Source organism: Bradyrhizobium sp. 199 (assembly GCF_023073355.1).
In the GTDB taxonomy this organism is placed as follows: domain Bacteria; phylum Pseudomonadota; class Alphaproteobacteria; order Rhizobiales; family Xanthobacteraceae; genus Bradyrhizobium.
In genome coordinates this window covers 1,793,614-1,811,672 of sequence record NZ_JADPJI010000005.1, presented here as the reverse complement: position 1 = coordinate 1,811,672, position 18,059 = coordinate 1,793,614, and the positions used below count along the sequence as shown (strand labels likewise).

Annotated in this window: 21 protein-coding genes and 1 pseudogene; 12 read left to right on the top strand and 10 right to left on the bottom strand. The window is 65.1% G+C overall.

Annotated elements, in window-relative coordinates; all coding sequences use genetic code 11:
* The first annotated feature begins 23 nt into the window (after positions 1–23).
* Positions 24–608 carry an NADPH-dependent FMN reductase gene (locus tag IVB28_RS17260; protein ID WP_247527717.1) on the top strand — a complete coding sequence of 195 codons (585 nt, stop codon included), beginning with the start codon at positions 24–26 and terminating at the stop codon, positions 606–608.
* A 6-nt stretch (positions 609–614) separates the two neighbouring features.
* Here the strand turns inward: IVB28_RS17260 and IVB28_RS17255 are convergent, their stop codons facing one another.
* Together IVB28_RS17255 and IVB28_RS17250 are read right to left on the bottom strand one after the other, a co-directional pair.
* A complete protein-coding gene (locus tag IVB28_RS17255; protein ID WP_247527715.1) occupies positions 615–2,696 on the bottom strand; it encodes a methyl-accepting chemotaxis protein in 2,082 nt (693 codons plus the stop codon).
* A gap of 88 nt (positions 2,697–2,784) precedes the next feature.
* On the bottom strand, positions 2,785–3,225 hold the full coding sequence (locus IVB28_RS17250; protein ID WP_247527713.1) for a DUF1810 domain-containing protein: 441 nt from the start codon (positions 3,223–3,225) through the stop codon (positions 2,785–2,787).
* Positions 3,226–3,425: 200 nt separating this feature from the next.
* Between IVB28_RS17250 and IVB28_RS17245 the strand changes: the two genes are divergently transcribed.
* Together IVB28_RS17245 and IVB28_RS17240 are read left to right on the top strand one after the other, a co-directional pair.
* On the top strand, positions 3,426–4,373 hold the full coding sequence (locus IVB28_RS17245) for a DUF2778 domain-containing protein (RefSeq protein WP_247528575.1): 948 nt from the start codon (positions 3,426–3,428) through the stop codon (positions 4,371–4,373).
* A gap of 73 nt (positions 4,374–4,446) precedes the next feature.
* Entirely contained in the window at positions 4,447–4,704 is a 258-nt protein-coding gene (locus IVB28_RS17240; RefSeq protein WP_247527711.1) for a hypothetical protein, read from the top strand.
* Positions 4,705–4,947: 243 nt separating this feature from the next.
* Here the strand turns inward: IVB28_RS17240 and IVB28_RS29375 are convergent, their stop codons facing one another.
* Positions 4,948–6,045, bottom strand: a complete 1,098-nt coding sequence (locus IVB28_RS29375) for a tannase/feruloyl esterase family alpha/beta hydrolase (RefSeq protein WP_253075162.1) — start codon at positions 6,043–6,045, stop codon at positions 4,948–4,950.
* Positions 6,046–6,127: 82 nt separating this feature from the next.
* Positions 6,128–6,772 (bottom strand): annotated as a pseudogene (locus IVB28_RS29370) (tannase/feruloyl esterase family alpha/beta hydrolase); the annotation flags it as partial.
* A gap of 312 nt (positions 6,773–7,084) precedes the next feature.
* On the opposite strand from IVB28_RS29370, the gene IVB28_RS17230 reads away from it, so the two are divergent.
* The 5 genes from IVB28_RS17230 (at position 7,085) to minE (ending at position 10,989) form a co-directional block, all read left to right on the top strand.
* A complete protein-coding gene (locus IVB28_RS17230) occupies positions 7,085–7,666 on the top strand; it encodes a MarR family transcriptional regulator (protein WP_247527710.1) in 582 nt (193 codons plus the stop codon).
* A gap of 179 nt (positions 7,667–7,845) precedes the next feature.
* Entirely contained in the window at positions 7,846–8,937 is a 1,092-nt protein-coding gene (locus IVB28_RS17225; protein WP_247527709.1) for a substrate-binding domain-containing protein, read from the top strand.
* A gap of 240 nt (positions 8,938–9,177) precedes the next feature.
* Positions 9,178–9,876 carry a septum site-determining protein MinC gene (gene minC, locus IVB28_RS17220; RefSeq protein WP_247527707.1) on the top strand — a complete coding sequence of 233 codons (699 nt, stop codon included), beginning with the start codon at positions 9,178–9,180 and terminating at the stop codon, positions 9,874–9,876.
* A gap of 19 nt (positions 9,877–9,895) precedes the next feature.
* A complete protein-coding gene (minD, locus tag IVB28_RS17215; RefSeq protein ID WP_247527705.1) occupies positions 9,896–10,711 on the top strand; it encodes a septum site-determining protein MinD in 816 nt (271 codons plus the stop codon).
* A complete protein-coding gene (minE, locus tag IVB28_RS17210) occupies positions 10,708–10,989 on the top strand; it encodes a cell division topological specificity factor MinE (RefSeq protein ID WP_212326333.1) in 282 nt (93 codons plus the stop codon). The genes minD and minE overlap by 4 nt, the downstream gene beginning before the upstream one ends.
* Positions 10,990–11,382: 393 nt before the next feature.
* Here minE and IVB28_RS17205 read toward each other — a convergent pair whose 3' ends face one another.
* Both IVB28_RS17205 and IVB28_RS17200 read right to left on the bottom strand, forming a co-directional pair.
* Positions 11,383–11,628: a hypothetical protein gene (locus IVB28_RS17205; protein ID WP_247527704.1), complete on the bottom strand. Its 246-nt coding sequence runs from the start codon at positions 11,626–11,628 to the stop codon at positions 11,383–11,385.
* A gap of 113 nt (positions 11,629–11,741) precedes the next feature.
* Positions 11,742–12,131: a hypothetical protein gene (locus tag IVB28_RS17200; protein WP_247527703.1), complete on the bottom strand. Its 390-nt coding sequence runs from the start codon at positions 12,129–12,131 to the stop codon at positions 11,742–11,744.
* A 130-nt stretch (positions 12,132–12,261) separates the two neighbouring features.
* On the opposite strand from IVB28_RS17200, the gene IVB28_RS17195 reads away from it, so the two are divergent.
* Positions 12,262–13,047 (top strand): SDR family oxidoreductase, encoded by a 786-nt coding sequence (locus IVB28_RS17195; protein ID WP_247527702.1) that lies wholly within the window; start codon positions 12,262–12,264, stop codon positions 13,045–13,047.
* Here IVB28_RS17195 and IVB28_RS17190 read toward each other — a convergent pair whose 3' ends face one another.
* Together IVB28_RS17190 and IVB28_RS17185 are read right to left on the bottom strand one after the other, a co-directional pair.
* Entirely contained in the window at positions 13,048–13,278 is a 231-nt protein-coding gene (locus tag IVB28_RS17190) for a hypothetical protein (RefSeq protein WP_200454753.1), read from the bottom strand.
* A 397-nt stretch (positions 13,279–13,675) separates the two neighbouring features.
* Entirely contained in the window at positions 13,676–14,719 is a 1,044-nt protein-coding gene (locus IVB28_RS17185; RefSeq protein ID WP_247527701.1) for a hypothetical protein, read from the bottom strand.
* Positions 14,720–15,026: 307 nt separating this feature from the next.
* Here IVB28_RS17185 and IVB28_RS17180 point away from each other — a divergent pair, with 307 nt between their 5' ends.
* From IVB28_RS17180 to IVB28_RS17170, 3 genes are all read left to right on the top strand, one after another.
* Positions 15,027–15,680, top strand: coding sequence for a L,D-transpeptidase (locus IVB28_RS17180; RefSeq protein ID WP_247527700.1), 654 nt, complete (start codon positions 15,027–15,029; stop codon positions 15,678–15,680).
* 113 nt (positions 15,681–15,793) lie between these two features.
* On the top strand, positions 15,794–16,777 hold the full coding sequence (locus IVB28_RS17175) for a hypothetical protein (protein WP_247527699.1): 984 nt from the start codon (positions 15,794–15,796) through the stop codon (positions 16,775–16,777).
* A 17-nt stretch (positions 16,778–16,794) separates the two neighbouring features.
* A complete protein-coding gene (locus IVB28_RS17170) occupies positions 16,795–16,974 on the top strand; it encodes a hypothetical protein (RefSeq protein WP_247527697.1) in 180 nt (59 codons plus the stop codon).
* 10 nt (positions 16,975–16,984) lie between these two features.
* Here IVB28_RS17170 and IVB28_RS17165 read toward each other — a convergent pair whose 3' ends face one another.
* The gene (locus IVB28_RS17165) at positions 16,985–17,419 is read right to left on the bottom strand and encodes a hypothetical protein (protein ID WP_247527696.1); all 435 of its coding nucleotides are present in this window, start codon (positions 17,417–17,419) and stop codon (positions 16,985–16,987) included.
* 118 nt (positions 17,420–17,537) lie between these two features.
* The gene (locus IVB28_RS17160; protein WP_247527694.1) at positions 17,538–18,002 is read right to left on the bottom strand and encodes a MarR family winged helix-turn-helix transcriptional regulator; all 465 of its coding nucleotides are present in this window, start codon (positions 18,000–18,002) and stop codon (positions 17,538–17,540) included.
* Positions 18,003–18,059 lie beyond the last annotated feature (57 nt).

Here is an 18,059-nt window from a genome sequence, read left to right as displayed (position 1 = left end):
GATTCATGGAGCATGCGGCCATCATGAGCATTCTCGTCCTCTACGGTTCCTACCGTTCCGACCGCATGGGCATCCGCCTTGCGAATTTCGTCATCAATCGGCTGCGCAGCCGCGGCGAGGAGGTCGAATTCATCGACGCCAAGGCGATCGGCCTGCCGATGCTCGACCGCATGTACAAGGAATATCCTGAGGGTTCGGCGCCCGAGGCGCTGGAAAAGCTGGCCGGACAGATCCGCGGCGCCGACGGCTTCGTCTTCGTGACCGGCGAATACAATTGGGGCATCCAGCCCGGCCTGAAGAATCTCACCGACCACTTCCTCGAAGAGTGGTTCTGGCGGCCCGCCGCGATCGTCAGCTATTCCGCCGGCCGGCTCTCGGGCGCCCGCGCCGCCACCGCCTGGCACGGCACGCTGTCGGAGATGGGCATGGTGGTGGTGTCGAGCACCATCGGCGTCGGGCCGATCGCGCAGACCCTGTCCGGGGACGGCGAGCCGATCGGCGAGGGCGGCAAGGCACTGGAACGCTCGTTCCCGCGCTTTGCCGACGATCTCGCCTGGTGGATCGAGGCCGCCAAGGCGCAGCGGGCGCGCAAGCCCCCGCCGTATTGAGTCGGGCTATGCGGCCCTGACCTCGCCGAGGAAGCGGTCGAACTGTCCGGCGAGATCACGCGACTGGGTCGAGAGCTGCTCGGCGGCGACCAGCACTTCCCTCGCGGCGGCGCCTGTGTGGTCGGCGGCGCGTTGCACGCCAGATATGTTGGTGTTGACCTCCTGGGTGCCGCGGGCGGCCTCCTGGACGCTGCGGGCGATCTCCTTGGTGGCGGAGCCCTGTTCCTCGATCGCAGCCGCAATCGCGGTGCCGATCTGGTCGATCTCGCCGATGACCTCGGCGACGTTGCGGATCGCGGCCACGGTCTCGTCGCTCGCGGTCTGGATCGCCGTGATCTGCTCGGAGATTTCGGTCGTGGCCTTTGCGGTCTGACCCGCCAGCGACTTCACTTCGGAGGCAACCACGGCAAAGCCGCGGCCGGCATCGCCGGCGCGGGCGGCCTCGATGGTCGCGTTCAGCGCGAGCAGGTTGGTCTGCTCCGCGATGCTCTGGATCAGCGTGACGACATCGCCGATCCTCTGCGCACCCTCAGCGAGCGTGCGTGCCGTGTCGCCGGTGCGGCGGGCGTTGTCGACGGCGCGGGCGGCGATCTCGGTGCTCTGTGCGACCTGACGGCCGATTTCGGAGATCGAGGAGGTCAGCTCTTCGGTGGCGCTGGCGACGGTCTGCACGTTGGTCGAGGTTTGCTCGGAGGCGGCGGCGACGACCGCGGCCTGGCTATTGGTCTGGGCTGCCGTCGAGGTCATCGACTGCGCGGTGCTTTCCATGGTCGAGGAGGCGCGCGACAGGCCGCCGACGAGCTCGGTGACCTTGGCCTCGAAGGCGCGGGTGAGCCCGTCGAGCGCCTGCGCGCGGCGCATCTTGCCGTCGTTCTCGGCCTGCTTCTCGGCTGCGAGCCGGTCGGCCCGGATCATGTTGTCCTTGAAGACCTGAACGGCCGCGGCCATCGCCCCGATCTCGTCGGAGCGCTCGGCGCCGGGGATGCTGTTCGTAACCTCGCCCTCGGCCAGCCGCGACATCCGCGTCGTCAGGTTGACGATTGGAGCGCAGACGCGGCGGCGAACCATCACGATGAGCCCGACGCTCGCGGTCAACACGGCGGCAAGGCCCGCAAGCGCGATGGTGAAGCTGGTGCGCGCGGCGGAGGAGGCGCCGCCGAGAATGTGCTCGGCATTGTCGTAGAAGGCGTCACGGACCTCGATGACGGTGCCGAGGCCGCGCTGCGTGGAGGCGTAATAGGTCTCCATGTCATGTTCGTACTTGCCGCTGATCGCCCCGTCCTTGACGAGCTTGAGCTCGCGGCCGAACTCCTCGACATAGATGGAATTGAACTTCTCCAGCGCTGCGGCGACGTTCGCCGGAGTTGCCGGATTGCCGCGCAGTTCCAGCAGCGCCATCACCAGCTGGTCGTTGCGGCCCTGCGAGCGGCCGATGTCGGCCTTCTCGGCGTCGGTCGCCGGCTTCTTCCCGCCGACAAGATTTTTGTGCAGGCTGGAATTGAAGCCGCCGACGTCGCGCAGCGTCATCGCGGTATTGGCGTAGCTGGCCTGCCGGTAGGCGTCACCGTTCAGGATCGCCATGCGGCGGACCTGCTCGTTGAGCAGTGTGGTCACCCCGCTGTTAAGCACCGCGTTGTCGGCGACGATCTTCTTGGCCGCGTCCTTGCGCGCCTCGGCCGGCCCGGCCATCGCCTTGTCGATGGCCTCGCGCAACGCCGTGAACTTCGCATTGATGCCGTCGATGTTGCTGCCGATGGTGGTGCCGTCGTCGAACGGGCCGGGCAGCTCCTTGCGCAGTGCGTTCATCTTGTCGCGGGCGCCGTCAGTCTGCTTGCGCAGCTTGTCCTGCTCGACAAGCAACGCGGGGTCGATGGTCGCAGACCCGTAGAGAATGTTGGTGGAGAAGCCGCGTTCGGGATTGAGATAGCGCGGGATGTCGGCGACGGCGCGGGCCATCGCGAGCCGCCCCTGGGCTTCGGTGATCCGCTCCATCGTCTGGTACTTGGTCACGGCAACATAGACGGCGAGGCCGCCGCCCACGGCCGAGAGCGAGACGATGGCGGCGGTCAGGAGCGTACCGATTTTCATGATCTGTCCGGCAATTGCGGGAGGAGACGTATTTTGCACGGACGATAGGCAGGCGATGTTAATCCCGGGTTTACGCTGGTGGCCTTGGTCACTTGGCGTCGTGGTCAAGCGCCGCGAGGATTTCGAGCGTTGCACGGTCGCGCTCGCCGGAAAAATATCTGGCGAGCGCCCCGTCGAAAACGGCTTCTGTGGACACCGCGTCGAACAGCGTCATCGACGAGCGGAATTTCGTGTCATCGGGCGCGCCGAGGATGGCGTTGATGGTCCGGCCTTCGATGGCAAGCACGAGCCTCGTGCATTCGATCAGGCGCGGACCGAGGATGGGGTGGGCGAGGTAGGCCCTCGCCTCCGCGCGGGAGCCGATGGCGTAGCGCTGCGACATGGCGCTGAAGCCGAGGCCTGCGATTTGGGGGAAGACGAACCACATCCAGTGGCTCTGCTTCCGCCCTCGGGTCAGCTCCCCCTGAACCTCGCGATAGACCGGGTCCTGGGCCCGGACAAACCGGTCTAGATCGAAAGGATCGGTCATTTGGTACCTCGATATGCCCAGTCGGACCCTTGCCGGCCGCGATTATGCCTAACTTTTGGCTCCCAATGTGGTAGCTGGTATAGAGTCTCTGGGTGGGGGTTGGGCCCCCCGGGGGTCGATTTGGGGAGCTGATGGTTTCCGACGCAGCACACGCCGAGAGGCTGTTGTCGCGCCGCCGTATCGGGCGGGCCGAGCGCGTTTTGCTGTCACTTGCTGCCTTCGCGCTGGCACTGGGCGCCGCCGCCTGGGTCGCGGACATCGGGGATTCGGCCTCGCTGGTCACCGCCGCACTGCCGCCGGCCAAGGCCCCTTCGTTCGATGATCGTTTTGCTTCGGCGTCCGGCAACCCGCCCGCCCGCGAGCTTGGCCTTCGGACGCTGGAGCGCTCCGCCGTGAATGCGGTCCAGCTCAAATTGCGCGATGCCAGGGCGATGCTCGCCCAGAAGCTGCAGGGCGATGACTGGCGCTCGACCCTGACCGATGACGACAGGCCCGTTGACGAGAGAAGGCCCTCGCAGCGCGCCGACGCGGTCCCGATGCCGCGCTCGCGCCCGACCCAGGCAGACTTCTCCGCCCAGATCGCCTCGAGCCAGGCCTATGCGGAGACCAACCCCAGGGTCGACAACCGCAACTTCTTCGAAAAATTCACCGACAAGATCAGGCTGGCTTCGCTGACCCCCGGTGATGGCCTGTTCGGCAAGGCGCCGGATCTGGCCGCCCTCGGCTACGATTCGCGGACGGCGGTCTATGACATCAAGGCCAAGGCGCTGTACCTGCCGAGCGGCGTCGCGCTGGAAGCCCATTCGGGCATGGGCGCGCTGATGGACGACCCCGATCATGTCGATCAGCGCATGGTGGGGGCGACCCCGCCTGCGATCTACGACCTGAAGCCACGCGAAAAGCCGTTCCACGGCATCCGCGCCCTGCGCTTGACGCCGACCGAGGGCACCAGTGCGCTCGGCCGCGTCGGCCTTCTCACCCATAGCTACATGCTCGGGCCGCGCGGCGACTCCAACGGCTGCGTCTCGATCAAGGACTATGATCGTTTCCTCAAGGCTTACGACAATGGCGAGTTCAACCGTCTTGTCGTGGTGCCGAGCCTGAGCGGATCGGCGACCGCCTCGCAGCGCGCCAGCACCGACTCCTGACATTTGCCTGCTGGCCTGCTACGGCGGGCTGCCATTTCCCGTTCGTTAAGCCGGCATCGTCCAGAAGCAGCCCATGAGTGATCCAACAAATTCCGAGACCCCGCTGCGTACGACGTTCAAGATCAAGTTGAACGGCGACACGCTGGCGATCGCGACTGTCGGCCAGGCCTATCAATTTCTCACCAACTTCAAGTCGGTCGAGTGGATGGAATTCCGCTCCCTGCATGAGGATGCCGTCGCGGCCCTGGAAGGCGCGTCCGGTAACGCGATGCTGGTGGTGCAGGCGACCAACGCCGTGCGCACGCTGTTCGTGAGCGCGAAGCTGCTCTGACGCAGTGCCCCGCATGAGGCCTCGGATTTCGCAAGGACGGGATGGCGACGCGCGCGTAAGGGATCCCGTGTCCCGGACGCGCCGCAGCGCTCCAGCGCTGCTGCGCAGAGCCGGGACCCAAAGCAACACGGTACACCGCGGAGCATGGGTCCCGGCTCTGCAGCGCACCGCTACTTAACGATGCTTCGCATCGCCAGGAAAGCAATGCGCTGCGTCCGGGCGCCAGCGTGAGTGTTGCGACGATCAGTGCCCGTGGCCGTCGTGCCCATCGTCGTCGTCGTGGAAGTCGTGATCGCCGCCGCGCCTGAAGCCCGCGTCGATGCAGGCGAAGTTGCCGGCATCGTTGGTCAGGCCGCTGCCCTTGTAGGCGGCGATCTTCGGATAGACGCAAAGCGGCCGCGTGCCACTGGCCGGGAAGTTGATGGCAATGCGCGGATCGAACAGCCCGCCAGCCGGATAGGGTGAAGTCGCGTTGGTGTTGGCCGCGACGATGCGTTCCGGCGCGATGCCTTTCTCGACCCAGTCGGTGATAGCCTTGAGCTCGTTGCCCGCGAAGTTGGCCGTGGCCGCGCCGCCGCCGCAATGGGCCATGTTCGGCACCATGAACAGCCGCGCGAAATCCTCGGCGCGTCCCCCCATGCGCCAGTCCATGCTGCGATACCAGCGGGCGATCGCGGCGCCGGAGAAGATGCCGTCATTCACCGAGGAGGAGATGATCAGCTTGCCGCCGCGAGCCCTGAACGGCCGCAGATCGGCCGATGTCGCGGCCATGAAGTCCATGCTGCTTTCGGGATAGGCCGCTGTCTTGGTGAAGATCTTCGGCGCGTCGGTGTCGAAGTTGAATTTGAACACGAAGGCTTCCTGGCCGTTCGGCCCGTTGACGGGCGTGACGACCGGCGGCGTTTGGAAGATCATCGGGATCGCGCCTGCGCCGAGCGTCAGGTTGATCGCGGTGTTGACACCGGGCACCGGCGCGGTGACGACGTTCCAGAGCTGCCAGCCCGCGCCCGGCGCAGTCGGCGGTGTCCAGATGCCGGCATCCCAGAACCAGTTCGAATAGAGCCGCTGCCCCTTCGAGTTGACCGGCCCGGCATAAATCTTCTTGAGCGCGTTCACTTGCGGGGGAGTGAGGCAGGTGCCGCCATGCGGCCTGCTGCCATGCGAGCCGGTGCCGCAGGTGTAGGAGGCAAGAGCCGGATACACCTTCTTCGCCGTGCAGGCGTGATAATTGTCGATGATGCCGTCGACCAGACCGTCGAGGGCGTCGCAGGCACTCAGGATCGGCGGAGGCCACCTGAAGATCCTGCACGGGAAACGTGTCGGGAATGAAGGGCTGCCCATTGATGTCGTTGCTGGTCGCAAGTGTGCCGAGCACCTGCTCGTTCCAGGCTTCCGCAAGGCCCGCTTGGGGCAGGTTGAAGCCGGGATTTTGCGAGATGACGCCGTCGAACAGCCAGGGGAAGCGCTGCGAGGCCATCATGGCGTCACGGCCGCCGTTCGAGCAGCCCGTGATGTAGGAATAAACGGTGTCGAGGCCGTAAAAATAGGAGATGACCTGCTTGGAGATCGTCGCAGTCTTCTCGATGCCGTTGTAGCCGTAGTCCCTGCGTGCTTGCGCGTCGATCGCGAAATGCGCGGAGCCGCCGGCATTGACATCGTCATCCTGATGTCCGCCCACGACATTGTTGGCGTTGTCTTCGTGGCCGCCGTCATTGGCCGCGACAGCCCAGCCTTGGCCGAGCTCGGTGCCGGCAGCGCCTTGCGGATCCGCATTGAGGCTGCCGTCGGTGCCGCCGCCGCCCATCATCTCGAAACGGCCGTGCCAGGTGTTGGGCAGGTTGAGCGCGAAGCCGATGCCGTAGGTGAAATGGTCGGGATCCTGCGTAGACACGCGCTTGTTGATGATGCCGATCACGTTGCAATAGCCGGACTTCTGCGTCGCGCTCAGGATCTTCGTGTTCGGCAGTGTGAGGCCGGTGAGGGCGGTGCAGGACGCGCGCGGCGCGACGCCGCTCGGAGGAAATCCGTGCGCAAGAGCCTGCGCGCCGAGAGCGGCATAGCCGGCCATGATCGTCGATGCGAGAAATAGGCGCTTCATGTCAGTCCCTCCCTGTTTTCATATGATGGTCGAGCGGATGCGGCCCATGAAGGCGCGCGCGTTCAGTCGGTGTCGTTGATTGATGTCGCTGCAAAGGCGCCGGTGACGGTGCGATCGCCGGGCGCGCAGCGGCACCATTCTGCACGGAGCGTGCAGAGGCGCGCTGCATGGTATCGCACCGCGCGCCAGCGCACGCTTCGCAGCCCTCATCTCTGATGGAAACACGGACGTCATCCCCCTTTGGCCCCGCTCGTATTGCGGCGGGCGGATGACCGGGACGGGATGCCGCTGCGCGAAAGATCATCGTCGATGGAGCCGAAGAAGACGGGCGTCAGGAAGCGATCGTCCAAGCGCGCGCCGCGCGGGGCGCCTGTAGGAAAGCCGCAGCGATCCGCACCGCGCGCGGCAGCGGCTGCAAAGCCCGCTCGGCCGAAGCTGCTCGCCTCCGACGATCTGTCTCGTTCGCTCGGTTACCGTATCCGGCGGGCCCAGCTCTGGGTCTTCAAGGACGTCAGCCGGCGGCTCGCCGCCTTCGACATCAGCCCGGCGCAGTTCTCCGTGCTGTCGGTGATCGATGCCAACCCGGGCGTCAATCAGCTCGCCATTGCGCAATCCCTGTCGATCGAGCGGGCCGGGCTCGGGCGGCTGGTGGATCATCTGGAGCGGCGGGGCCTGGTGCAGCGTTCGGCCTCCGCGATCAACCGCCGTTATTATGTCCTGTATCTTACGCCGGCCGGGGCGACGCTGCTGGGCCGCTTGCGCCCGGCGATTGCCGAGAGCGAGAAGATGCTTGCGGCCAAGATCGGAGCGCGCGCGTTCAAGGAACTACAGCAGGCGCTCGCGGTCTTTCTCCAGGATACCTGAGGCACTTTCGGCAAGCCCTTGGTTCGGTGCGCCCGTTCTGAGGGCCGTTGGCCGCGGCGCCATGCGTTCTCGCAGCTTGAACTCCGCAGCAGGAACAGGCAAACGGTCAGCCAAGTCCGTGGCCAGGCCGGTTCACAGAGCCACCCGTTTCGAAGCTGACATCAAGGGAGAACCTCCACATGAAACGCCGTACATTCCTCAGGGGCGGCGCGGTCGCCGGCGCGACGACGCTGGTTGCTGCTCCTGCGATCGCGCAGAGCACGCCCGAGATCAAATGGCGCCTGACCTCGAGCTTCCCGAAGTCGCTCGACACCATCTACGGCACGGCGCAGACCTTTGCCAAATACGTCGCGGAGGCCACCGACAACAAATTCCAGATCCAGACCTTTGGCGCCGGCGAGATCGTTCCGGGCTTGCAGGCGCTCGATGCCGTCAGCACCGGCTCGGTGGAGATGGCGCAGACCCCGCTGTATTTCTACATCGGCAAGGAGCCCGCGCTGGCCTATGCCACCGGCGCGCCCTTCGGCATGAACCATCGTCATCAGGAATCGTGGTGGCATTTCGGCGGCGGCGCCGACCTCACCAATGAGGCGCTGAAACCGTTCAAGGCACACGCGATCCTCTGCGGCAATTCCGGCACCCAGATGGGCGGCTGGTTTCGCAAGGAGATCAAGACTGTCGACGACCTCAAGGGTCTCAAATTCCGTATCGCCGGCATGGGCGGCCATGTGCTGGCAAGACTCGGGGTCGTCCCGCAGCAGATCGCGGGCGGCGACATCTATCCGGCGCTGGAGAAGGGCACGATCGATGCGGTCGAGTTCGTCGGTCCCTATGACGACGAGAAGCTCGGCTTCCAGAAGGTCGCCAAATACTACTACTTCCCCGGCTGGTGGGAAGGCGGCGCCATGCTGCACATGATCGTCAACGACGAGAAATGGGCCTCGCTACCCAAGCAGTACCAGGCGATCGTCAACCAGGCGGGCGCGGCAGCCGGCGCCTGGATGCTCGAGAAATACGACAGCGTGAATCCGGCGGCGCTGAAGCGGCTGATCGCCAATGGCGCGGAGCTGAAGGCGTTTCCCCAACCGGTGCTGGAGGCCTGCTACAACGCCACCCAGGACCATCTCAACGAACTCGCCGCCAAGAGCGAGCTGTTCAAGCGGACCAAGGACAGCCACGACGCCTATATGAAGGAGCTGCTGTTCTATACGCAGATCGCGGAGAATTTTTACGACAACTATTTGCTCGGCAAGATGCGCAACAAGAGCTGAGCGCGCAGCGCAGCGCCTCCTCCGCAGTGCGCTGCGGAGCGGGGCCCATATTTGCCGAGCACATGACCCGTGCGGCCGCTGTCCCGGGCTCTGCACAGCAGCGCTTGGGCGCTGCAGCGCGTCCGGGACACGAGAGCACGACATCGGTCATTCCACGTAACCCCACGGAGAAATTAACCGGCCGTTAACCATATCCGCCGCATCGTTAACCATTCAATAACAGGAAACGAGTCGGCCGCTATGGAGGCTGCAGTCAAACCTCAACGCCAAATGGTGCGCCTGCGCGGGCGCTCCTACGTGGCTTTCGTGTTCACGCCGACGGTTCCGGTGCAGGACTGGCTGCACGAGATCGACACTACCATCGCCCGCTCGCCGGGCTTCTTTGCCGGCCGGCCCGTGGTGATCGATCTGTCCTCGGTCGATCTCAGCCAGACCGGCATCGGCCATCTGCTCACCAGCCTGCAGGACCGCAACATCCGCGTGCTCGGCATCGAGGGCGTGGAGGAGGGCCGGTTGACCCCCATGATGCCGCCGCTGCTGTCGGGCGGACGGAGCTGCGTGGTCGAGCCGAGCGCGCCCAAGAAGGCCGAGACCAAGGCCGCCGCAAAGCCGACGTCACTGCTGCTCGAAAATCCGGTGCGGTCGGGCCAGACCGTGATCTTTCCTGAAGGCGACGTCACCATTTTGGGCTCGGTCGGCTCCGGCGCCGAGGTCGTCGCTGGCGGCTCCATTCATATCTACGGCGCGCTGCGCGGCCGCGCCATGGCCGGCGTGAACGGTCACACCAGCGCGCGCATCTATTGCCAGAAGATCGAGGCCGAACTGCTTGCGATCGATGGGTTTTACCAGACCGCCGACGATATCGACGCCGCCCTTCGCGGCCGGCCTGCCCAAGCCTTCCTGCAGGGCGACACCATGCGAATTACCGCGCTGAACTGACCAGAAGGAGATTTGAGAGATGGCCAAGGTACTGGTCGTAACGTCAGGCAAGGGGGGCGTCGGCAAGACCACGACGACCGCCGCACTGGGAGCTGCGCTCGCGCAACGCGGCGAAAAGGTCGTCGTCGTCGATTTCGACGTCGGCTTGCGCAACCTCGACCTGGTGATGGGCGCCGAACGCCGCGTCGTGTTCGACCTCATCAACGTGGTGCAGGGGGTTGCAAAGCTGCCGCAGGCGCTGATCAAGGACAAACGGCTGGAGAACCTCTGGCTGCTGCCGGCCTCGCAAACCCGCGACAAGGACGCGCTGACCGAAGAGGGTGTCGGTAAGGTCATCGACGATCTGCGCGCCCGTTTCGACTGGGTGATCTGCGACAGCCCGGCCGGCATCGAGCGCGGCGCCTCCATGGCGATGCGCTTTGCCGACGAGGCGGTGATCGTCACCAATCCGGAAGTCTCATCGGTGCGCGATTCCGACCGCATCATCGGCATGCTCGATTCCAAGACGGTGCGGGCCGAGAAGGGCGAGCGGGTCGAGAAGCACATCCTCATCACGCGCTACGATCCCTCGCGCGCTGCGCGCGGCGAGATGCTGACGATCGAGGATATCCTCGAGATCCTCGCGACACCCTTGCTCGGCATCATCCCCGAGAGCCAGGACGTGCTGCGCGCCTCCAACGTCGGCACGCCGGTGACGCTGGCGAACGCCGATGGCGCGCCGGCGCGGGCCTATATCGACGCGGCCCGCCGGCTGTGCGGTGACACCGTGCCGATGCAGGTGCCGACCGAGCGCAAGGGCTTCATGGATCGTCTGCTGCGACGGAGGGCGGCATGAGCATGGGTCTGCTTCGGCTTCTCCGCGGCAACAAGGCCTCTGCACCCGTCGCACGCGAACGGCTGCAGATTCTGCTTGCTCATGAACGCGGAATGCGCGGCCAGCCCGATCTGCTCGGCGTGCTGCGTGAGGAAATTCTCGCTGTGGTCTCCAAGCATGTGATGCTGGATCCGACCAAGGTCATCGTGCGGCTCGAGCGCGGCGACGAGGTGTCGACCCTGGAGGTCGACATCGAGGTGCCCAACGATTTCGAGCGCAAGAAGGCGGCGGTCGCATAGGGCACGCGACTAAGGACGACCCATTTGGGGTGGGTGAGAAGGCGGTCCGCTGGGCATAGCGGGCCGCCTTGTCTTTCGCGTCATGCACGATCCCGGAGCCTGCCGATGTGATCGACGGCGGCGAAACGGGGCCTGCGGCCAAATCGTGATCGAAGACCACGGAGAGCCGAGCCTGGCCCCGTGGTTTCGAGAGACGAGGTCCAGGTCCATACCATCGCGCGGCAGATGCTCGAACAGCGCGGTTTGCTGCGATCGTGAAGGCCGCCGAGCAGGCCCAGGCTTGCGAGGGCCGCAGCGAGGGCGATGAGGCCAGGCAGTGGCGTCACACCGCCGACACCATGAAGATCATCCGCGGGCCTCACCAGAGCTGAACCACCTGGATGTGCGGTCGCCTTAACGGCCCTCGCGCTCGTTCCCCTGAGACTGGGATCTCCGGGTTTGCGACTGGCTCCGGTCCCCCGCCTCCTTGCAGGGAAGCTGCTCCCAAGTCCCGTCAGGGGCCTGTTGATACGCGCTGCAGGGCGAGGAGGGCGAATTGCCCTCGGTTTTCTGGCTGTCTGAATTCTTCGCCAGCACAGGGCCGGTCAGCACGGTGGCGGTCGCGAGCGCGCCGGCAAAGACGACATGGATCATCCGCATGAGAGGCTCCTGTTCGAATTCGAAGAGGGCCCCGCATGCTTTCCAGAATTGTGACAATTTTTGGCCGGCGCAGAACCTTGCTGCGCGTGCTTAGTGCCGCGACAGCCGGCCTGCTAGCCGCCCTTGGCGCGGATCAGCCCGGCGAGGTTGGTCTTCTGGGCCTCGCACCAATTGGGCATGCCGAGGCGGCGCTGGTTGAGATCGGTCGCCTGGGTCGCGACCGCGACCTCGGCCATCAAATCGTCGTCCTGCTTCTCGCCCATCTTGCCGCCGGTGTGCATCCACGCGATCGCCTTGCGCACCTTTTCGGTGGTGCCGTCGGGCAGGTGCATCTGCTCCGCCTTCTGTACCAGGTCCTGGTAGACGACATCAGTGCCCGGGCATTCGATCTTGGCGGCAAAGGCCTGCAACACCAGCGTGACGTAGGTTGAACGTGGGTGGTCCTCGGCCTCGGCCGGAGCGGCGATCAGCAACAGGCTGGCGATCAGCAAACCGTAGCGCATCCTCAGGTATCTCCTCCGTTTTTTGGGAGGCTAGCGTCCGGCGGGCTGCTCCGCAATGGTGCCGGGGCGAATTTGTCGCTTCCGACCGCAGTGCGCTATCGTCGCCCGAGATCCGACCGAGGAGAGCGACATGAGCCTGTTCAGCACGCCGTTCGATCCTGCCCGTGACACAGCACTCGTGACCGGCGCGGGCAACGGCATCGGCCGTGCGATCGCGCAGGCCCTGGTCGGCGAGGGCGTCCGCACCGTGTTCGCCGATGTCAGCGCCGAGCGGGTAACCGCCGCGATCAGCGCCAGCCCGCGGCCTGAACTGGCGGTGCCTTGGGTCGGCGATCTCGCGGAGCTCGATGCGTGCGATGCACTGCTTGCCGCCGCGCACGCAGCGTTGGGCGATATCACGCATCTGGTCCACAGTGCATCGCCGCCGCGGCGGGAGGCCGATCATGCGCTCGCGGTCGATCGCAGGATCTGGCAGCAGATGCATGCCGTCAATCTCGATGCCGGCTTTCACCTGGCGCGCGAACTCGCAAAGCGGCTGATCGCGGCGAAGCGGCCGGGCTCGTTCCTGTTTCTCACCTCGCTGCACGCGGGCACGCCGCGCAACCTGCCGCACTATTCGACGGCGAAGGCGGCGATGGCGATGCTGGTGAAGGAGTTGGCTAAAACGTTTGGCCGTTACGGCATCCGCGTCAACGCGCTAGTGCCCGGCGCGATCGCGGCCGGCGGCTTCGTTGCGGATCCCGCGCTGGCGCGGCACATTCCGCTCGGGCGTCTCGGCGAGGCCAATGATCTCGCACCCATGGCGGTCACGGTGCTGTCGAACAAGCTTTCCGGTTACGTCACCGGTGCGGCTTTCGTCGTCGACGGCGGATTGTCCCTGACGAACTGGTTCGAGCCGCCGTCCTTTGATGAATAGTCAGCGTCGCCAGGCCGGCACCGGATCGAGCGGTGTTCGATAGAGCTCGTTGTGATCGCGATCGGTGACCCGCACCGCGCAGCCCTTCTGTTGCAGTTCCGGCTTGACCTGCGACAGCTCGGTCGCCAGTTGATCGGCGCGGTCGGAGGCAACCTCGATGTCTTCGAGAATGATTCCGCCCTGGTTTCTGAACTCTTCACCAACCACAAGGTCGAAGGAGTAGTAAGGCATCCGAATTCCCCGGTGTGACGAACCAAGTTTGAAAAACGAGTCTTCAATGGAAATCTCGACACGTCCGGAATGGTACCACTGAGTCGATATCTATCGAATGAACAGGCCGCGCAATCTCTGTGCTTATAGCGCAGAAATGATGTGCAGCGTGTTGGTCCATTAAGACTTTATTAAATACGTGGCGTGATCATGAGGCATGGAATTGCAGCAGAACCGGGCTCCGGGAACCGGCAGCTGCAAGAGAAGGCCGCCGGCATAGCTCCCGACGGCCTTTTCTCTTGAACGGAAGATGATCTGCGCATCGCTTTCCGTAATGACCCGGACTCAACGCATGACACCGACTCGGACAGCGTACGCGACGTTGTAGCAGCGCGCCCGCGTTGCTGCGCGGCTGGTTTTAGCGCAACGGCATCGGCGGACGCACGATCGGTCCGTCGTCATCGGCAACGGCTTGAGTCGTGGTGACAGGCGGCGGCATCGCGGAAGCTTGCGAGGGCGGCGGCGGAGGTGCGAGTGGCGCAGGCGAATAGGCCGGCATGTAAGTGTGCGATACGACCGGTTTCGGTTTGCGAACCGGCGGTGGTGACGGCGCTCGTGGCGAGACCGCAGCAGCGTGTGCGCGCGGATCGACGGGCTTGACCTCAGCCATCGGCTTCGGCGGCTTGCTCGCCTCGCGCGCCATCTGCTCCTGTCCGGCCTTCAACTCGGCGATGTTGGCCTTGAGCTGCTCGATCTGCTGCGCCATCGCGGCAAGGTCGCGCGTGATCGATTGCACCGACTGCCCGGCATCGGGCGGTGTTGCCGCAGGCCTGGCGGCTGCAACCTGGCTCGAAGGCGGCGCTACAGGTTGGTCGGCGGTTTGATCGACCGCCGCTTGTGCCGCAGGCGGGGCAGCTTGCTCCGCGGCTGGCGAGGCCTGCGCGGCGGCGACCGGCGCGGTCTGCGATGTGGCGGTCTGCGATACGGATGGCAGCAGCGACGCCGCGACGGGGGTCCATTCGGCGAGCATCTGTTTGGCCGTGTCGCCGTGCTTCTCCCACGCGACGGTGGCGGCTGCGCTTCCTCCCGCAAACACGAACGTGACGAACGCGCCGCGCATCCACCTGCCAACGGCAGACCGCTTCCGCGGGCCATGACCGTCGCCCGCTGCTACGCGTACGGCCGTGTCGACGGAGTGGGGCGGTGCCGCCGGCGGCTCCGAGACAGGACTGAACTTGGGCTCAAGAGAGATTTTGCGCTCCAGCGAGAATTTGGGCTCGGGCGCGAATTTCGGCTCCGGGCGCGTCGTGACGTCAGGCGTCAGCGCGGGCGCAACGCTGATGGGGCGCGAGGCCAGCACGATGTCGGGCGAAATCTGAATCGCGTCGTGCGGATCATTGTCCTTGACCGTGTCCTTCACGATCTCATCGACGATTTGCTTAGGGTTCAACGTCGCGAGCATCGCAGCTCCTTTGAGGCCCGGATGTTTGAAACCCGGATGTTAAGTCGTGGTCGTCCGCATTGGCGCGAGCCGACCTATTGCGGCGAGCTCCAAACCGATGAGCCCGGCCGATGACGCACGAGTCCAGCCGGGTTTGACCAAAGCAAGGCGCGAGGATGGAGATGATGCGACGCTCTTCCGCCGTTTGTGGTGATGGAACCCACCTTGTCGAACACGCCCAATTGTTCCGTACTGCCTTGTTTTCAGCACGATTTTGGCAGCATGTGGGGAAGCTGGGGGCGCTGCTATCCGCTATCAGGGGCCGGCGGTGCCAAGATCTTTAATCGCTCTATTCGTCGTTGCCTTGCTGCCGCTGGGCGGCTGCATGCAGACGACACTCTCGCCATCGACGGACGCGAGCATGACGCCGCGCGACCGGCAGTTGCTCGCGCATACGCCTTACGCGAAGGCGAACGTGCCCGAGCAGTATCTCCGTCATGTCGTCGACTACCACCGCAAGGAGCAGCCGGGCACCATCCTGGTCGATACCGACGCGCGCTACCTCTATTACGTGCTGCCGGAGGGCAAGGCGATCCGCTACGGCGTTGCGGTCGGGGAGGAAGCCATGGCGTTCTCCGGCGTTGCGCGGGTCGGCCGCCTTGCGGAATGGCCGGACTGGGTTCCGACGGCAGATATCCAGGCGCGGCTTGGACCCTATCCGGCGCGCGTTCCCGGCGGTCCCGCCAATCCGCTGGGCGCGCGCGGCATCTATCTCTATGCCGGCAATAAGGACACGCTCTACCGCATTCACGGCACCAACCAGCCGGAATATATCGGGCAGGCGATCTCGTCAGGCTGCATCCGCATGCGCAACGAGGACGTGATCGATCTGTACGATCGGGTGAAGCTCAATTCGATGGTCGTGGTGCTGCCGCCCGGACAGAGCGCGCAGGCCGAGGTGGGCGGAAGCTGGCGAGGCTGAAGGCTGCGCCGGCGTGCACCGCCCGCCGCGGTGTTTGCCAACAATTTTAGCCATTGTTTTGCGCGGTCGCTAACGTCTCGCGCCTAGCGTGCAGCGAGCAAGGGGTTGCTCGCATGTATCTCGTCAAGAATTCGCCGCGCGCGCTGTTCGCTGCGCTGATTCCGCTGGCCATCGTCGAAGCCGTGCTGCTGGTCTACGCGATCGCAAGCGGGCAGGTGACGGATCCGGTCGGCGTGCCGGCCCCGGATCAGATTCTGATGTTGTATGCCGGCCGCATGGCGATGAACGCGGCCTTGCTCTTCGCCGGGCATATGGTGCTACGGCAGTGGACGGTCTCAAGCCGGCTCGCCTACGGCTTGATGGGCGGCGTCATGGCGGCGGTGAGCTACGGCATTGCGATCCGCAACCATATCCAGCTGGCAGCACCCGGTGACGGCACGGTGATGACGATCGGTCTGTTGCCGACCATCGCGGGAATGATCGGTGGATTCCTCTACGGCCAGTTCGCCGGGCTGAGCCCGGCTGCGCGCACAGCCGCGGAAGCTTCCGCTGCCGATTCACCAGGAAAGCCGCCACTGGCGTTTACCGGGCCGGTCCGCGTCCGCACGTCGTTTGCAGGCATCGTCATCGCCGCGCTGATGCCGACAGTGCTTGCAACTCTGCTGCCCTATACGTTGGTGCCGCTGCTGATGAACGGTTTCGGAGACAAAAGCACCGCACACATCTTCGCGGCGGTGATCCCGGCGCAGACCTTCATGGTCATGATGGCGATCTCGGTCATTCCTGCGGGCATCTTCATGCTCTGCGTTCACCACGTCGCGCGAGCCATGAGCCGCCGCAACGCCTGGGGATACGCGGCGATTGGCGGCATTGCGGCGTTCGCCTGTACGCTGTTGCTTGCGTTCGCGGTGCCGCTGCTTGCCTTTCTCGTGGTGCCGGCGGCATTCTGCGGAGCTGTCATGGGCGCGATCTATCGCCGCTTCGCCGGCCTCGAGCCGATGCCGCTACCGGAAGCCGTGATCGCAACCGATCCGAACACGCTGGTCGGTGCCGATCATCCGTCGCGGCACCAGCATGGCGTCATCCTCAGCAACTGATCTTTAGGGACGGAAACGTGAAAGAGCTTGCGGCGCTGGGCGCGGGATTGGCGATCGCGGCCGTGGCGGCGCTCTGGTTCACCACCGGACCCGTGGTGGTGAACGCTGAGTTCAGGCCGCTACAGCCGAGCGCGAGTATGCCGACGTTCAGGCCTGTTCCGACCGAACTGGCCCCGACCGGTCCTGAAAACCGCTGACGATTTCGGCCTAATTTTCGGGACGGGCGATGCGCCATTGCAGCGTCGTCGCGTTGCCATTGGCATCGCCCGGTGTCTTGTCGGCGGCGGAGGTGTAGAGCGGACGGTAGCGGTAGGCCCACATCCTGCTGCCGTCGTTACGGCTGATCACGGTGAAGTCGCCGACGGCCTTGGCGTCGGCCGTGGCGGGGAGCGGCACCCAGCTCTCGGTGCACTTGCCGTTGCAGTTCGACGTCTTTCCGGTGGTGTCGTGCTCGTAATAGTAAAGCGTCATGCCCTTGGGATCGACCAGCTTGGGACCCTGCTTGGTGATGACCACTTTTGCCGGTGCCGTCGCCGCCTCGGGCTTGGGCGGAGCAGCGGCATCGCCGCCGCCATGGCCGTTTGCCAGCGCATGGCCGGTCGAGAGCGCGATGGCCGCGGCCGCAACGAGGAACCTGAACATCCGGAACTCCCAAACCGCAGAGTTAATCGCGCGTTAAGCGCAGAATGTTGCCGACCCTAACAGCCGAAGGTTAGTTCCTGGTTTCAGGGCGCTGCGACAATACGTACAAAATACCGGATCATGCCGGCATGTCGCGGAGCGGCGCGCGGCTCAGATCGTTACCGGCGGCAATCGCCTTGCGCAGCAGCCGCATCAATTCTTCGCCCTCCTTCGCGCTGAGGCCACGCAGCAGGATGCGCTGGGCCGATTTCACCGCCGGTGTAACCTTGCGCAGCGCGCGCCGGCCCTCGCCGGTGATCTCGAGCTCGCGGGCGCGGCGGTCGCGGCTGGAGGCGCGGCGCTCGACCAGCCCCTTCTGCACCAGGCGATCGATCACGCCGGTGATGGTGGTGCGGTCATAGGCGATCAATCCCGCGAGCGTCACCTGGTCGAGGCTCGGATTGGCCTTGATGGTCGCGAGCGCGGCGTATTGCACCGGCGTCAGGTCGAAGCCGGCTTCCTCGACCTCGGCCAGAAACACGGCGACCGCGATCTGCTGGAACCGGCGCGCCAGATGCCCGGGCATGTCGTTGTTGTCTTTCACCGAATTCTCCGTTGGACAAGGACAGCGCGATCATTGACAAGTATACTGATAGTCAGC

Coding starts and splice junctions, on each gene's coding strand:
- minC (WP_247527707.1), top strand. CDS start 9,178: ATGGAGGCTGCAGTCAAACCTCAACGCCAAATGGTGCGCCTGCGCGGG.
- IVB28_RS17250 (WP_247527713.1), bottom strand. CDS start 3,225: ATGACCGATCCTTTCGATCTAGACCGGTTTGTCCGGGCCCAGGACCCG.
- IVB28_RS17175 (WP_247527699.1), top strand. CDS start 15,794: ATGTATCTCGTCAAGAATTCGCCGCGCGCGCTGTTCGCTGCGCTGATT.
- IVB28_RS17240 (WP_247527711.1), top strand. CDS start 4,447: ATGAGTGATCCAACAAATTCCGAGACCCCGCTGCGTACGACGTTCAAG.
- IVB28_RS29375 (WP_253075162.1), bottom strand. CDS start 6,045: ATGGGCAGCCCTTCATTCCCGACACGTTTCCCGTGCAGGATCTTCAGG.
- IVB28_RS17195 (WP_247527702.1), top strand. CDS start 12,262: ATGAGCCTGTTCAGCACGCCGTTCGATCCTGCCCGTGACACAGCACTC.
- IVB28_RS17185 (WP_247527701.1), bottom strand. CDS start 14,719: ATGCTCGCGACGTTGAACCCTAAGCAAATCGTCGATGAGATCGTGAAG.
- IVB28_RS17260 (WP_247527717.1), top strand. CDS start 24: ATGAGCATTCTCGTCCTCTACGGTTCCTACCGTTCCGACCGCATGGGC.
- IVB28_RS17255 (WP_247527715.1), bottom strand. CDS start 2,696: ATGAAAATCGGTACGCTCCTGACCGCCGCCATCGTCTCGCTCTCGGCC.
- IVB28_RS17205 (WP_247527704.1), bottom strand. CDS start 11,628: ATGCGGATGATCCATGTCGTCTTTGCCGGCGCGCTCGCGACCGCCACC.
- minE (WP_212326333.1), top strand. CDS start 10,708: ATGAGCATGGGTCTGCTTCGGCTTCTCCGCGGCAACAAGGCCTCTGCA.
- IVB28_RS17230 (WP_247527710.1), top strand. CDS start 7,085: ATGCCGCTGCGCGAAAGATCATCGTCGATGGAGCCGAAGAAGACGGGC.
- minD (WP_247527705.1), top strand. CDS start 9,896: ATGGCCAAGGTACTGGTCGTAACGTCAGGCAAGGGGGGCGTCGGCAAG.
- IVB28_RS17190 (WP_200454753.1), bottom strand. CDS start 13,278: ATGCCTTACTACTCCTTCGACCTTGTGGTTGGTGAAGAGTTCAGAAAC.
- IVB28_RS17200 (WP_247527703.1), bottom strand. CDS start 12,131: ATGCGCTACGGTTTGCTGATCGCCAGCCTGTTGCTGATCGCCGCTCCG.
- IVB28_RS17225 (WP_247527709.1), top strand. CDS start 7,846: ATGAAACGCCGTACATTCCTCAGGGGCGGCGCGGTCGCCGGCGCGACG.
- IVB28_RS17165 (WP_247527696.1), bottom strand. CDS start 17,419: ATGTTCAGGTTCCTCGTTGCGGCCGCGGCCATCGCGCTCTCGACCGGC.